This window comes from Streptomyces sp. NPDC042201 (assembly GCF_055582185.1).
This window is the reverse complement of record NZ_JBVJDS010000009.1, coordinates 236,019-249,629: the sequence shown is the minus strand read 5'-3', so window position 1 is coordinate 249,629 and position 13,611 is coordinate 236,019. Positions and strand designations below refer to the sequence as shown.

At 72.7% G+C, this 13,611-nt stretch carries 13 protein-coding genes; 2 read left to right on the top strand and 11 right to left on the bottom strand.

Annotation, left to right across the window (positions count from 1 at the left end; translation table 11 throughout):
• Positions 1-165: 165 nt before the first annotated feature.
• The 8 genes from ACZ6MZ_RS23145 to infC form a co-directional block, all read right to left on the bottom strand.
• Positions 166-1,182 (bottom strand): PP2C family protein-serine/threonine phosphatase, encoded by a 1,017-nt coding sequence (locus tag ACZ6MZ_RS23145; RefSeq protein ID WP_469354089.1) that lies wholly within the window; start codon positions 1,180-1,182, stop codon positions 166-168.
• Between the two features lie 271 nt (positions 1,183-1,453).
• Positions 1,454-3,982: a phenylalanine--tRNA ligase subunit beta gene (gene pheT / locus ACZ6MZ_RS23140; RefSeq protein WP_469353963.1), complete on the bottom strand. Its 2,529-nt coding sequence runs from the start codon at positions 3,980-3,982 to the stop codon at positions 1,454-1,456.
• The gene (gene pheS, locus ACZ6MZ_RS23135) at positions 3,982-5,109 is read right to left on the bottom strand and encodes a phenylalanine--tRNA ligase subunit alpha (RefSeq protein ID WP_469353961.1); all 1,128 of its coding nucleotides are present in this window, start codon (positions 5,107-5,109) and stop codon (positions 3,982-3,984) included. Before pheS ends, pheT begins: the two co-directional genes overlap by 1 nt.
• Before the next feature lie 162 nt (positions 5,110-5,271).
• Positions 5,272-6,384 (bottom strand): sensor histidine kinase, encoded by a 1,113-nt coding sequence (locus ACZ6MZ_RS23130; RefSeq protein ID WP_469353959.1) that lies wholly within the window; start codon positions 6,382-6,384, stop codon positions 5,272-5,274.
• 83 nt (positions 6,385-6,467) lie between these two features.
• Positions 6,468-7,307: a TrmH family RNA methyltransferase gene (locus ACZ6MZ_RS23125; protein WP_384185408.1), complete on the bottom strand. Its 840-nt coding sequence runs from the start codon at positions 7,305-7,307 to the stop codon at positions 6,468-6,470.
• A gap of 170 nt (positions 7,308-7,477) precedes the next feature.
• Positions 7,478-7,864, bottom strand: coding sequence for a 50S ribosomal protein L20 (rplT, locus tag ACZ6MZ_RS23120; protein ID WP_114626556.1), 387 nt, complete (start codon positions 7,862-7,864; stop codon positions 7,478-7,480).
• 104 nt (positions 7,865-7,968) lie between these two features.
• Complete coding sequence (rpmI, locus tag ACZ6MZ_RS23115; RefSeq protein WP_046504486.1) at positions 7,969-8,163, bottom strand: 50S ribosomal protein L35; 195 nt, start codon at positions 8,161-8,163, stop codon at positions 7,969-7,971.
• Positions 8,164-8,287: 124 nt separating this feature from the next.
• Positions 8,288-8,974, bottom strand: coding sequence for a translation initiation factor IF-3 (gene infC / locus ACZ6MZ_RS23110; RefSeq protein WP_384185404.1), 687 nt, complete (start codon positions 8,972-8,974; stop codon positions 8,288-8,290).
• A 351-nt stretch (positions 8,975-9,325) separates the two neighbouring features.
• On the opposite strand from infC, the gene ACZ6MZ_RS23105 reads away from it, so the two are divergent.
• The gene (locus tag ACZ6MZ_RS23105) at positions 9,326-9,688 is read left to right on the top strand and encodes a DUF1844 domain-containing protein (protein ID WP_384185402.1); all 363 of its coding nucleotides are present in this window, start codon (positions 9,326-9,328) and stop codon (positions 9,686-9,688) included.
• Positions 9,689-9,736: 48 nt separating this feature from the next.
• On the opposite strand, the gene ACZ6MZ_RS23100 is transcribed toward ACZ6MZ_RS23105, so the two are convergent.
• A complete protein-coding gene (locus ACZ6MZ_RS23100) occupies positions 9,737-10,468 on the bottom strand; it encodes an SseB family protein (RefSeq protein WP_469353956.1) in 732 nt (243 codons plus the stop codon).
• 92 nt (positions 10,469-10,560) lie between these two features.
• Here ACZ6MZ_RS23100 and ACZ6MZ_RS23095 point away from each other — a divergent pair, with 92 nt between their 5' ends.
• Entirely contained in the window at positions 10,561-11,196 is a 636-nt protein-coding gene (locus ACZ6MZ_RS23095) for a serine hydrolase (protein ID WP_469353954.1), read from the top strand.
• Here the strand turns inward: ACZ6MZ_RS23095 and mycP are convergent.
• Positions 11,171-12,385 (bottom strand): type VII secretion-associated serine protease mycosin, encoded by a 1,215-nt coding sequence (gene mycP, locus ACZ6MZ_RS23090; protein WP_469353952.1) that lies wholly within the window; start codon positions 12,383-12,385, stop codon positions 11,171-11,173. The two genes, ACZ6MZ_RS23095 and mycP, sit on opposite strands and share 26 nt — an antisense overlap.
• Positions 12,386-12,402: 17 nt before the next feature.
• Complete coding sequence (locus tag ACZ6MZ_RS23085; RefSeq protein WP_469353950.1) at positions 12,403-13,209, bottom strand: hypothetical protein; 807 nt, start codon at positions 13,207-13,209, stop codon at positions 12,403-12,405.
• Positions 13,210-13,611: the final 402 nt, after the last annotated feature.

Genomic DNA, 13,611 nt, shown 5'->3' with positions numbered 1-13,611 from the left:
TGAAGCGCCTCGCAAAAGAGGCGGCCGGGCCGCCGGCTCCCCCTCGTACAGTGCGGTGGCCCCCAACCGCGTCGTCCGTCCCGTCGACCTGCCCGACACTCCGCGGCGGGACGGGCGACGCGTGCAGCGCGGGCCCGGGGCCGGAGGTACGGCGCGCGCCGCCGGTCAGCCGCACTGCGCCGCCACCCGCGGGCGGTCGTTGCGCAGGACCAGCAGCGCCATGTCGTCGGTGATCCGCCCGCCGGTGTGCCGCAGCAGCGCCGTGTGCACCTGCCGCACCACGGCCGCGGGCGGCAGCGGCGTACCGGACACGACGTCCACGAGCGCTTCCCGCAGGCCGAAGAACCGTCCCGCGGAGTCCCTGGCGTCCGTCGCCCCGTCGGTGTGCAGGAACAGGGCCTCGCCGGGCAGCAGCGGACCGCAGCGGCGCGGCGGCAGGTCGGCCGGCAGCGGAAAGGCGCCCAGCGGCGGCAGCGGCTCCCCGGTGGCCAGTGGCACCGCGCCCTCGCCGAGCCGGTAGGGCCACGGATGGCCGCAGTTGAGGGCCCGTACGTCCGCGTCGGCCCCGATCTCCAGCAGCAGTACGGTGACGAACTCCTCCGCCGAGGGGCAGTCCGCCGACGCCCCCACCCGCTGCCGCAGATGGCGCTGGTGCGCCCGGTCCAGCCTGCGCAGGACGCCGTCGAGTCCGGCCTCGTCATGGGCCGCCTCCCGGAAGCTGCCGAGGACCGCGGCCACCGCCCCGACGGCGGGCAGTCCGTGGCCGCGCACATCACCGATGACGACACGGACGCCGTGCTCGGTGGCCACCGCCTCGTACAGATCTCCGCCGATGTCGGCGCCCCGGGAGGCGGAGAGCTGGCGAGCGGAAAGCGTCAGCCCATCGAGCAGCGGCGGCAGCGGCCGGATCAGCGCCTCCTGGGCGGCCCGCGCCACCGCGCGGACGCGCCGCAGCTCCCGGATGGGACCGCGCTGTACGCCGGCGAGCAGATACGCCACCACCAGGAGGAAGGCCGCGCAGGTCGCGATGCGCGCCGCCACGCTGTCGTGCACGGCCAGCGGGCAGGTCAGCTCCCAGGTGACCACCAGCGTGAGCCAGGTCCCCGGGACCGCGAATTCGACGACGGACCGCGAGGACAGCGAGTCCACGGGCGCGTCTTCCTCTGCCCTGCTACGGATCATGCGGTCGGCCCCTCTCGGCCGCCTGGCCGCCTGGCGTACGTCGACCGTCATGGCCGTATCGATGGTGTCGATGACCGTTGTGGCCGGATCGATTGTGTCGATGACCGCCATGGCCGGATCGATTGTGTCGATCACTTGGGTCAGTTGGCGTATCCCGCCCGTACTTGCCACTCGAACGAGTGAGGGGCGCGTCCGGAGATCCGGACACGCCCCTCAGTGGTCGACCATCTGTCCGACCGCGCTGCTCACATAACCGGACAGCTCTTATGCGCTATGCGCCGCGCAGGACCGCTCCGGTCCGCTCGGCGGCGAGGGCGATCGCGGCGTCACGCGCGGCCGTGGCCTCCTCGACCGTCAGCGTGCGGTCCGCCGCGCGGAAGCGCAGCGCGTACGCGAGCGACTTGTGCCCCTCGCCGATCTGCTCACCGGCGAAGACGTCGAACAGCCGCAGGGACTCCAGCAGTTCACCAGCGCCCTCGTGCAGCGCCCGCTCCACCTCGGCGGCCGGCACATCGCGCGGGACGACCAGCGCGACATCCTGGGTGGCCACCGGGTAGGTGGAGATCCGCGGGGCCTGGAGCGCGCCGGCGCCCGCCTGCTCCAGGAGGTCGAGCTCGATCTCCATGGCGCAGGTGCGGTCCGGCAGTCCGAGCGCCTTGACGACGCGCGGGTGCAGCTCTCCCGCGTGGCCGACGAGCGTCTCCTCGCCGTTCACCGTGGCGAGCAGCGCCGCGCAGCGGCCGGGGTGCCACGGCTCGTGCCGGCCGGCCCGTACGACGAGCTCGACGCCCGCCTCCCGGGCGACGGTACGGGCCGCCTCGACGGCGTCCGCCCACTCGGCCGGGCGGCCCTTGCCCCACCAGCCGGCCTGCTCGCGCGCTCCGGCCAGGACGACCGCGGCGCGGCGCGGCTGGCGCGGCAGCGCGGTGTCGAGCCGGGCCACCTCCTCGTCGGTGGGCCGCCGGTCGACAGGCAGCCGTACCGGCACGGTCTCGTCGCCCGTGGGCCGGAAGACCAGGCCGGTCTCGAAGAGCGCCAGATCGTGCGAGCCACGGCCGTCGTTGCGGCGCAGCGCCGTGAGGAGGCCGGGCAGCAGCGTGGTGCGCAGCGCCGGCTCCTCGTCGGAGAGCGGGTTGACGAGCGTGACCGTACGGCGGCGGGCGTCGTCGGCAGGCAGCCCGAAGGCGTCGAGCACGGCGTCGCCGATGAACGGGTAGTTCAGCGCCTCGACATAGCCGGCGCCGGCCAGGGCGCGGCCGACGCGGCGGTGCAGCCGCTGCCGCTCGGTGAGACCGCGGCCGGACGGCGGGGTGGGCAGCGTGGAGGGGAGGTTCTCGTACCCCTCCAGACGGATGACCTCCTCGGCGAGGTCGTTGGGCGCGTCGAGGTCGGGCCGCCAGGACGGCACGGTGACGACCAGCTCGTCCACTCCCGAGACGTCGCAGCCGATCTCCTGGAGCCGCCGTACGACGGTCTCCCGGCCGTAACCGACACCCGCGACCCGGTCGGGGTGGTCGGCGGGCATGGTGATGGTCCGCGGCGCGGAGGGCGCGACGATCTCCGTGACGCCGGCCCCGGCGGAGCCGCCCGCGAGCAGCACCAGCAGATCGACGGTCCGCTGCGCGGCGGCGGCCGCGGCCCGCGGGTCGACTCCGCGCTCGAAGCGCTTGGACGCCTCGGAGGCCAGCTTGTGGCGGCGTGCGGTACGGGCGATGGAGATCGCGTCGAAGTGCGCGGCCTCGATGACCACCTCGGTGGTGCCGTGCACCTCCCCCGTCCCGGGGTGCGTGGTGACATCGGCGATCTCGGTGTTCGCGCCGCCCATCACGCCCGCGAGGCCGATGGGCCCGCGGTCGTCGGTGATGACCAGGTCCTGGGCGTCCAGGACCCGCTTCGCACCGTCGAGCGTGGTGATCTTCTCGCCGGCCGTGGCACGGCGGACGCCGATCGGCCCCTCCAGCCGGGAGCGGTCGTAGGCGTGCAGCGGCTGGCCCAGCTCCAGCATCACGTAGTTGGTGATGTCGACAGCGAGCGAGATGGGCCGCATCCCGGCCTTCTGCAGCCGGCGCCGCAGCCAGATGGGGCTGTGGGCCTCGGGGTCGAGGCCGGTGACCGTACGGGCGGTGAAGCGGTCGCAGCCGCTCGGGTCGGCGATCTTCACCGGGTACCCGAAGGAATTCGGGGCGGGGACGTCGAGGAGGGCCGGGTCGCGCAGCGGCAGGCCGTAGGCGATGGCGGTCTCGCGGGCGACCCCGCGCAGCGAGAGGCAGTAGCCGCGGTCGGGCGTGACGGCGATGTCGAGGACCTCGTCGACCAGTTCCAGCAGCTCGATGGCGTCGGTGCCGGCCTCGTGCTCCGGCGGCAGCACGATGATGCCGCCCGAGCCGTCGTCGCCCATGCCCAGCTCGTCGCCGGAGCAGATCATGCCGTGCGAGGTCCTGCCGTACGTCGTGCGCGCGGAGATCGCGAAGCCGCCGGGGAGGACCGCGCCGGGGAGGACCACGACGACCTTGTCGCCCGCGACGAAGTTCCGCGCGCCGCAGACGACCTCCTGCGGCTCGCCGGTGCCGTTGGCCGTGCCGACGTCGACGGTGCAGAAGCGGATGGGCTTCTTGAAGCCCTCCAGCTCCTCGACGGTGAGTACCTTGCCGACGACGAGGGGGCCCTTGAGGCCGGCGCCGAGCTGCTCGACCGCCTCGACCTCCAGACCCGCGGAGACGAGCTTGGCCTGGACGTCACGGCCGGTCTCCGTCGCCGGCAGGTCGACGTACTCCCGCAGCCAGGAAAGCGGGACGCGCATCAGATCTCCATCCCGAACGGCCGGGTGAACCGGACGTCACCCTCGACCATGTCTCGCATGTCTTCGACGTTGTGGCGGAACATCAGCATCCGTTCGATGCCGAACCCGAAGGCGAATCCGCTGTACTTCTCGGGGTCGACGCCGCAGGCGACGAGCACCTTGGGGTTGACCATGCCGCAGCCGCCCAGCTCGATCCAGCCCTCGCTGCCGCAGGTACGGCAGGGCCGGTCGGGGTTGCCGACCGAGGCGCCGCGGCACACGTAGCAGACCATGTCCATCTCGGCGGACGGCTCGGTGAAGGGGAAGAAGTTCGGGCGGAGCCGGGTCGTCATGTCCGGGCCGAAGAGCGCCTGGACCATGTGGTCGAGCGTGCCCTTGAGGTCGGCCATGGTGAGGCCCTCGTCGACGGCGAGCAGCTCGATCTGGTGGAAGACCGGGGTGTGCGTGGCGTCCAGCTCGTCGGTGCGGTAGACCCGCCCGGGACAGACGACATAGACGGGCGGCTCGCGGTCGATCAGGGTGCGGGCCTGTACCGGCGAGGTGTGCGTACGGAGCACGACACCGGACTCGTCGCCTTCGGTCCCCGCCGGGCCCTGGACGAAGAAGGTGTCCTGCATCTGGCGTGCCGGGTGGTCGGGCACGAAGTTGAGCGCGTCGAAGTTGAACCACTCCGCCTCGGCCTCGGGGCCTTCCGCGACCTCGTAGCCCATGGCCACGAAGACATCCGCGACCCGCTCCATGAACGTGGTCAGCGGGTGGCGGGCGCCGGCCGGGACGCGGTCGTACGGCAGCGTGATATCCACCGCCTCCTCGACCAGCACCCGGGCGTCACGCTCGGCCTCCAGCTCCGCCTGACGGGCGGCGAGGGCCTTGCTGACGGCGCCGCGGGCCTGGCCCACGCGCTTGCCCGCCTCGGCCTTGGCCTGCGGCGGCAGCGCGCCGATCTCCCGGTTGGCGAGGGCGAGCGGCGAGGTGCCACCGGTGTGCGCGGTCTTCTCGTGGACGAGCGCGTCGAGATCCCCGGCGGCGGCGAAGGCGGCGAGCGCCTCGTCCCGCATCCGCTCGATCTCTTCCGGTTTCAGCGCCTCGACCTCGACTGGGTCGTACGACTTGTTGGGTGCCGACATCTCTTCCCGTACTTCCGATTGGCTGGCGAAACGACCCTGCTCGATCACTTCGGTCACTCACGATCACTTCGGTCACTCACGATCAGTGCGATCACCGAGGACGCAAAGGTGCCAAAGGTCGAGTCTAAAGGTCGTACGGAGGTGAAGTAGCCCGCGGGCCGCTCAGGTCAGATAGGCCGGAGCGCCGACGGGCAGGATAAACCGGAACCGGGCGCCGCCGCCGGGTCCGCGGTCCACGGTGATCGTCCCGCCGTGCGCCTCGACGATGCCCTTGACGATATAGAGGCCGAGGCCGGTCCCGCCGCGCTTGCTCCCCCGCCAGAAGCGGGTGAAGACACGGCCCATCGACTCCTCGGGGATGCCGGGACCTTCGTCGCACACGGTGACGGCCGTTCCTTTCTCGTCGTTCTTGGCGGGGGCGGGTGCCACCTCAATGGTGACGGTTCCCTCCCCGTGGCGCACCGCGTTTTCCAGCAGGTTGCTCAGGATCTGGTCGATCTTGTCGGGGTCGGCCCACAGATCGGGCAGCGGCCGCCGGATCCGTACGAGGAACCGGTCCGGCGACTGCCCAGAGGCGGTGTGCGACTGGATGTGGCGGCCGACGGCCGTGGCGATGTCGACCGGCTGGCGGCGCACCTCCAGCCGGCCCGAGTCGATCCGGGAGATGTCCAGCAGCTCGGCGATCAGCCGGGTCACACGGTTGGCGTCGGCGTCGACCGTCTCCAGCATCAGCTTCTTCTGGTCGTCGGTGAACCGCTCCCACTTGGCGAGCAGCGTCGCCGTGAACCCCTTCACCGAGGTCAGCGGGGAGCGCAGCTCATGGGCGACGGTGGCGATCAGCTCCGCGTGGCTGCGCTCGGTGCGGCGCCGCGCCTCGGTGCCGCGGATGCAGATGACCAGCCGGCTGACGGGCCCGGTCGGATACGCGCGCACATAACGGGCGGAGACCAGGACCTCACGGCCGCCGGGCAGCAGCAGATTGCGCTCGGGCTGGCCGACCCGGGTGGCGAGCCCGCCGTACGGATCGGTCAGCGTCCACCAGCGGCGGCCCTTCAGGTCCTCCAGCGGCAGCGCCAGGTCGAGCGGCCGGCCGAGGGCGTCGGAGAGCGGTACGGCGGTGATACGGACGGCGGCCGCGTTGAAGCAGATCACCCGGCCGGTCTCGTCGGCGACGACCAGCCCGTCGGGGAGGTCGTCGGGGTCGATCCCGGACTCACCGGAGGCAGCAGAACCGGACCCCCGGACCGCGGCGGGCCTGCTCGTACCGACAGCCATCCCCGTATCCCACCTCTTCCGCGTCGCTCAGTGGGCCCCCGAAAGCGCAACACTACTAGCTGAACGTGACGGAGCGGACCCCCTCAGCTCGTAGCGCGGACGCGCTGGGCGCGCGCCGAGGCGTAGAGACATACGGCCGCGGCGGTCGCGAGGTTCAGACTCTCGGCCTTTCCGTGGATCGGCACCCGCACCACGGCGTCCGCGAGGGCGCGGGTCTCGGCCGGCAGCCCCCAGGCCTCGTTGCCGAAGATCCAGGCGGTGGGACCGCCCATGGTGCCCGCGTCCAGCTCGTCGTCCAGGTCGTTGTCGCCCGCGCCGTCGGCGGCGAGGATACGGACGCCCGCGTCCTGGAGCCCCTGGACGGCCTGTTCGACGGGGACACCGACGGCGACCGGCAGATGGAAGAGCGAACCGACCGACGCCCGGACCGACTTGGGGTTGTAGAGGTCGACGGAGGCATCGGTGAGGACGACGGCGTCGGCGCCCGCGGCGTCCGCGCAGCGCAGCACCGTACCGGCGTTCCCCGGGTCGCGGACATGCGCCAGGACGGCGACGAGCCGGGGGCGGGCCCGCAGGATGTCCTCGAACGGCGAGTCGAGGAAGCGGCAGACGCCCAGCAGTCCCTGGGGGGTGACGGTCTGGGACACCTCGGCGAGCACCGCGTCGGGCGCGAAGTGCACCCGGGCCCCGGTGGCGCGGGCCGCGTCGACGATGCCGGCGTACCGCTCGGCGGCGTCGGCGGTGGTGAACAGCTCGATCAGCGTGGGCTCCCCGTCGTGGCCGCGGTGGGCCACCGCTTCGCGTACGGCCTGCGGACCCTCGGCGATGAACCGGCGTTCCTTGCCGCGGAAGGCACGCTTGGCGAGCCTTCGCGCGGCCGTGACGCGCGGGGAGCGCGGGGAGATCAGCTCGGGGGTGCCCATGGGCTGCGGCTCTCACTTCTCGTACGGGGAGGAACGGGTGGGACGGGGTGCGGGGCGCGGGGGAACGGGCCGGACGGGGAACGGGCCGGACGGGTGCGGGGCGGAACGCACCGGACCCGCAGGCGTGGTGCCTGCGGGTCCGGCGGGAAAGGATGCGGTCCTGACGGAGGTCAGGCAGCGGCCTTCGGGGCGTTGACGTCGCTGGGGAGGGCCTTCTGGGCGACCTCGACGAGCGCGGCGAACGCGTTCGCGTCATTGACGGCCAGCTCGGCGAGGATCTTGCGGTCCACCTCGACGTTGGCGGCCTTCAGACCCTGGATGAAGCGGTTGTAGGTGATGCCGTTGGCGCGGGCAGCGGCGTTGATCCGCTGGATCCACAGCTGACGGAAGTCGCCCTTGCGCTTCTTGCGGTCGTTGTAGTTGTAAACGAGGGAGTGGGTGACCTGCTCCTTCGCCTTCCGGTACAGGCGCGAGCGCTGGCCGCGGTAACCGCTGGCCGCCTCGAGGATTGCCCGGCGCTTCTTGTGGGCGTTGACTGCCCGCTTGACGCGTGCCACGTGTTAACTCCTTGTAGCGGGGCCGTGGTCTGTACTCACACGGCCCGGAAACGAATATGGTCCCGGTCCTGATGCCGTGCCCCCGGTCACCGGGGGCGCCGACATCACTTGCCGAGAAGCTTCTTGATCTTCTTGGCGTCGCCCGGGGCCATCTCGGCGTTGCCGGTGAGGCGACGCGTCAGCTTGGACGACTTGTGCTCGAGCAGGTGGCGCTTGCCGGCCCGCTCGCGCAGCACCTTGCCGGAGCCGGTGATCTTGAAGCGCTTGCTGGCACCGCTGTGCGTCTTGTTCTTCGGCATAGCGCCGTTCTCTCCTCGTCAGTGGCGCTCCCTGCCGGCGGTGGGGCCGGCGCGCGGGAGCGTCAGATCTCTGGTGTGTGGTTCCGGACCGGAGCCGAGGGTGCCTGGCTGGCACCCCCTCGGATCACGCTTCGGAAGATGCCTCGGCCGGGGCTTCGGCAGCGGCCTCGGCCGGAGCCTCAGCCTCGGTGTCCGCCGACTCCTCGGTCGCGTAACCCTGACGCTCCGCCTTGCGGGCGGCCTGCGCCTCGCGGGCCTCGGCCATGGCTTCGGTCTTCTTCTTGTGCGGGCCAAGAACCATGATCATGTTCCGGCCGTCCTGCTTCGGGTTCGACTCGATGAAGCCGAGCTCCTCGACATCCGAAGCGAGACGCTGGAGCAGTCGGAAGCCGAGTTCGGGGCGGGACTGCTCACGACCACGGAACATGATCGTGATCTTGACCTTGTCGCCCTGCTTGAGGAACCGGACGACATGACCCTTCTTGGTGTCATAGTCGTGCGGGTCGATCTTCGGCCGGAGCTTCATCTCCTTGATGACCGTGTGCGCCTGGTTCTTGCGCGCTTCACGGGCCTTCATGGCCGACTCGTACTTGAACTTCCCGTAGTCCATGAGCTTGCACACGGGCGGACGTGCGGTCGCCGCGACCTCGACCAGGTCAAGGTCGTACTCCTGCGCCAGCTCCAGGGCCTTCGCAAGCGGCACGATGCCGACCTGCTCGCCGCTGGGGCCGACGAGTCGGACCTCGGGAACGCGAATCCGGTCGTTAATGCGGGGCTCGGCGCTGATGGATCCTCCTCGGTAGCACCACACGACTGTCTGGCAGACAGCCGCGTAACGTCTGTTTTCAGACCAACCGTGGCGGAACAAGAAAAATGCCCCGGACGGAACACAGGCAGGAGCTCCTCGAATACCGGAGCACCGCCGTGTACGTGCCACGGGGCGCATCGGGCGGCTCCATCGTCCGTACGGAACGATGGGGACCACCTGACCGGTGACCCGCCGCCCGAAAGAGGGCAGCCAGGTGGGAGATCGGAGCCTCCACTTGTGGGCCGGACACGCTCATGTCCAGCCGGTCGTCACTCCAGGTTAGCAGCTACCGCCCGAAGGAGCTAACCGACGGCGGGAGCGGGCCCCAGCCACCCGGGGCCTATCGTGTGGGGCATGAGTGACGCGACCTCCCCCCAGGACTCCCCCGACTTCGACTCCATGACCCGTGACATCGCGGAAGTCCCCGCCGTCGAGGTGATCGTCACGGTCGCGGTGAATCTGATGAGCGCGGCCGCCGTGAAGCTCGGCCTGACCGAGGACGGCGACGACCACAAGGACCTGGACGAGGCGCGCAAGCTGGTCCAGGCGCTGGCCGGGCTGCTGGACGCGAGCGTGACGGAGATCAGTTCCTTCCACGCGGCGCCGCTGCGCGACGGTCTGAAGTCGCTACAGCTGGCGTTCCGAGAGGCTTCGGTCGTACCGGACGAGCCGGGGCAGGGTCCTGGCGAGAAGTACACGGGCCCGGTCTACGGCTGACCGCGGCGCACGGCCGTTCCCTTCGTGTCACCCGCGTCACCCGCTCTTTTACTCGCGGACGAAAAGGGGCTCGCCGGGCGGCATGGTCCCGGCCGGCAGCAGGGCCAGGTCGAGTCCGCGTACCAGGCGGGCCCTCAGTACGTCATCGGCCGCGAGCGACCCGGCGAGCCTGCGGGCCGCCTCGGCGGGGCTCGTGTCCGGCGCCAGGACGAGCGCGAGAGTGCCGTCCGCACTGCCGGGGCCGAGATGGGCGCGGCGCACCGCGGGCTCGGCCGCGACGGCGGACCGTACGGCCGCGACGACGGCGGGATCGTCGAGCGGATCGGTGCTGGTGCGGCCCTCGGCGGCGGCGAGCAGAGCGGCCCCGGTGAGCTGGTACGGGACAGGTCCAGCGAGGTCGAGCACGACGGTGTCCGCCTGCTCGTGAGCGGCCGCCTGGAGCGCCTGGTGCAGCGGTACGGCGACGGGGCGGGCCTCGGGATCCCAGCGGGCCAGCGCCGCGACGGACGTGAAGGCGGGCAGCGCGCGCCGGTCGCCGGCCCGGAGGGTCGGCACGGCCATGTCGCTGGTCTTCTCACGGCGCAGACCGCTCTCGTCCTCCTCCGTCTCGCCGAGGACGGCGACGACGGGGACCAGCAGCCGGGCGCCCTTCAGCGCCGCCAGGACCTGCCGCTCGGCCGACCGGTCCTCGGCCCAGGCGGCGAGGGCCGCCGTCAGCGCGGGATCGGCGGTGCCGTCGTCGTCGGAGAAGCCGGAGTCGGGGATGTTCTTGAGGGCCACGGGTCGAGCCTAGGGCCTGTCCTGTACAGAGCGCCGTCCGCCCCTGGGGCGGGGCTCGGACAGGGCGTGGGCCGTGGACGTACGGTCGTGGGGTGGATCTCTCGGTCGCGGCGTGCGACATGACCGGCCGGCGCGAGGTGGCGTACGGCGAGGACCGGACGTATGTCACCGCCAGCGTCGTGAAGGTCGCCGTCCTGGCGGCGGTGCTGCTGCGGGCGCGGGACGCCGGACGGTGGCTGACGGCCGAGGAGGAGCGACTCTCGGCGGCCATGATCGAGCGTAGCGACAACGACGCCGCCACCGCGCTGCGGGCCACGGCAGGCGGTGTGGCGGGGCTGGACGAGGCGCATGCGCGGCTGGGGATGACCCATACATCGGCGGCGCCCGCCTGGGGGCTGACCCGGACCACCGCGCGCGATCAGCTGACCCTGCTGAAGGCGGTGTTCGGCGCGCGTTCCGCGCTGGACGGGCGGGCGCGCCGCTATCTGGCGGGGCTGATGGGGCGGGTGGTGCCGGGGCAGGACTGGGGCGTGTCCGCGGCGGGCGACGGCTGGGCGCTGAAGAACGGATGGCTACCGAGAGACGGGAGCGGGCTGTGGGTCGTGCATTCGGTGGGGCGGGCGCGTGGCTGCCTGGTCGCGGTGCTGTCCGACGGGCATGCGTCGCGGGAGGAGGGGATCGCGCGGGTGGAGGAGGCCGCGGTCAGCGCCGTACGCCGGATCGTCTGACGCCGCCGCGCCACAGCGCCACCGCGCCCGCCAGCAGCAGGGCGCCGGCCCCGCCCGCCGCCGGGGCGAGCCAGGCGGCCGGTTCCGGCTCCTCGCGCGGGACGTCGGGACCGCTGCCGAAGTACTTCTTGCCGTAGCCCGAGCCGGCGGCTTCGCTCGTCGCGTCCGTACGGCGCAGTTTCCCCCCTGCCTCGATCGCGGCGGCCGGGTCGACCAGGCCGTAGCCCTTGGCGTCGTCGTGGCCGTCCTTCGGGGCGTCGCGCGCGGTGTCCGCGAGGAGCTTCTTGATCTGCGCGGGGGTCAGGTCGGGATGGGCGGAGCGTACGAGGGCGACGGCGCCGGAAACGAACGCGGCGGCGGCGCTGGTCCCCCAGCCCTCGTAGTAGCCGCGGTCGGGGTCGGCGATGACGACATCGACGCCGGGGGCGCTGACGGTGGCGTACCAGCGACGGGTGGAGAAGGCGGCGTGCGTGCCGTAGCGGTCGACGGCCGTCACCGCGATCACCCCGGGGTAGGCCGCGGGGTAGGAGATGTGGTCGCCCTTCTCGCCGCCATTGCCGGCCGAGGCGACGACGACGGCGCCCTTGGCCAGGGCGTACTGGACGGCCGCGTCCTCGCCCGGTTCCGGATGGGCCGACTCGCTGTCGTCGCCGAGGGAGAGATTGATGACGTCGGCGCCGTTGTCGGCGGCCCAGCGGATGCCTTCGGCAAGGGCGCCGCCCCGGGAGGTACGGGCCTTGGAGCGGGCCGGGTCGGTGCCTTCGAGGATGACCCGGACGGGGAGGATCTTCGCCTCGGGCGCGATACCGAGGACTCCCTCGGAGCGGTCGGACCCGTGGCCGTGGCCCGCGATGATGCCGGCCATGGCCGTGCCGTGCCGGGCCCAGGCCCGGTCGCCGCCGGCGGCGCCGAAGCCTATGAGGTCCTTGCCGGGCAGCACCTGGCCCGCGAGGTCGGGATGGGTGTCGTCGACGCCGGTGTCGAGGACCGCGACCGTGACGCCCGTGCCCTGGGCGGTGCGCCAGGCCTGTTCGGTGTGCAGGGCTTCGAGGGCCCACTGCTGGGCACGGATCGCGTCGGCGTGCGCGGGGGTGGCGGGCACGAGCAGGAAGGACGTGGCGGCGAGCGCGACGGCGACGCGGTGAGCGCGCCGCGAGGTCCTCGGCGTGCTCGGTGCACTCGGGCTCATGGGGGCCCTCGACGTCATCACGGCACCACCGTGCGCGCGCTGATGGTCGTGCGCAGCCCTCGCTCGATACGGTCCGCCACGCCCTTCGCGTCATGGCCGAGGCCGGCCTGCGCGGGTGCGGTCGTGGCCCGGGCGGCGGTGGCCTTGCCGACGGGCTGGGGAGTGGTGACGGTACGTCCGTCGGCGAAGCCGGAGACGGCGTACACGACGACGGGCGCCTCGGTGAGGACGTTCACCGTCCAGCTCGCGCGCTGGGCGTCACCGAATCCGGCGGCGACCGTGCCCTTGACGGGGAAGGTGCGGGGCATGAGATCGGCGCGTTCTGCGAGCTTCTCGTCCCGGAAGCGGGTGTGCAAGGCGTCCATCCCGGTGGCGTCGCCCCGGGTGAAGACGAGCCCGACCGTGGTGACGCTGCTGGAGGTGGCGTCGGCGTACGTCGCGCGCAGTACCCGCCCGCAGCCGACCGGGCGCAGCGTGCCCAGCAGCAGGGGGTCGAGGGCGCCGGCGCAGCCGCTGTCGGGCGCCACGCCTATCCGGGTCCATTGACGGTCCGCGCCGCCGGGCCCCGCGCCGTCCCCTGTGAGGGTGCGCGGAAAGAGTGTGTCGACGGGAACGCTGTGCCAGAGGGTGCGTGCCGTGGTGTATCCGTCGCGGACGGCGGGCTCGGCGGCCGAGTTCCCGGTCAGCCAGCTGCCGGTGGCGGCGCCGCCGATCAGGCCGAGTCCGAGTACGGCGCAGGCCAGGGCGGCGGCCGTCCTGGCGGGACGCCGGGCGGGCACGGGCCGCAGCCGCGTGGTGGTCTCGGCGGGGGTCTCGGGAGGCACCCCGCCCCAGGAGTACCCCGGCGCCGGGCGTCCAGGACCGGCCGGATGTACGGGGCCGGCCTGATGTACGGGGCCGGCCTGATGTAGGGGACCGGCCGGATGTACGGGGGGCGCGGGCGGCAGCACGGGCCCCGGGGGCACGGGCCGCAGCCGGGTGGTGGTCTCGGCGGGCGACGGCTCCGCGGATCGTGCCGGCGGCACGGCGGGCGCCGGCGGCACAGGACGCAGCCGCATGGTGGTCTCGGCGGCCGGCGGAGGGCCGGGCGGTGGCGGAGGTATCCGCGGGCGTCCGGGCGAGGGAAGCGGGGGCTCGGCACCGCGGGACGCGGTCGCCCGCGGGGCGGCCGTCGAAGCGTCTCCCGGCCGGTCGGCCGAGGCGTCCTCCGAGGCGTCAGGCCCGGT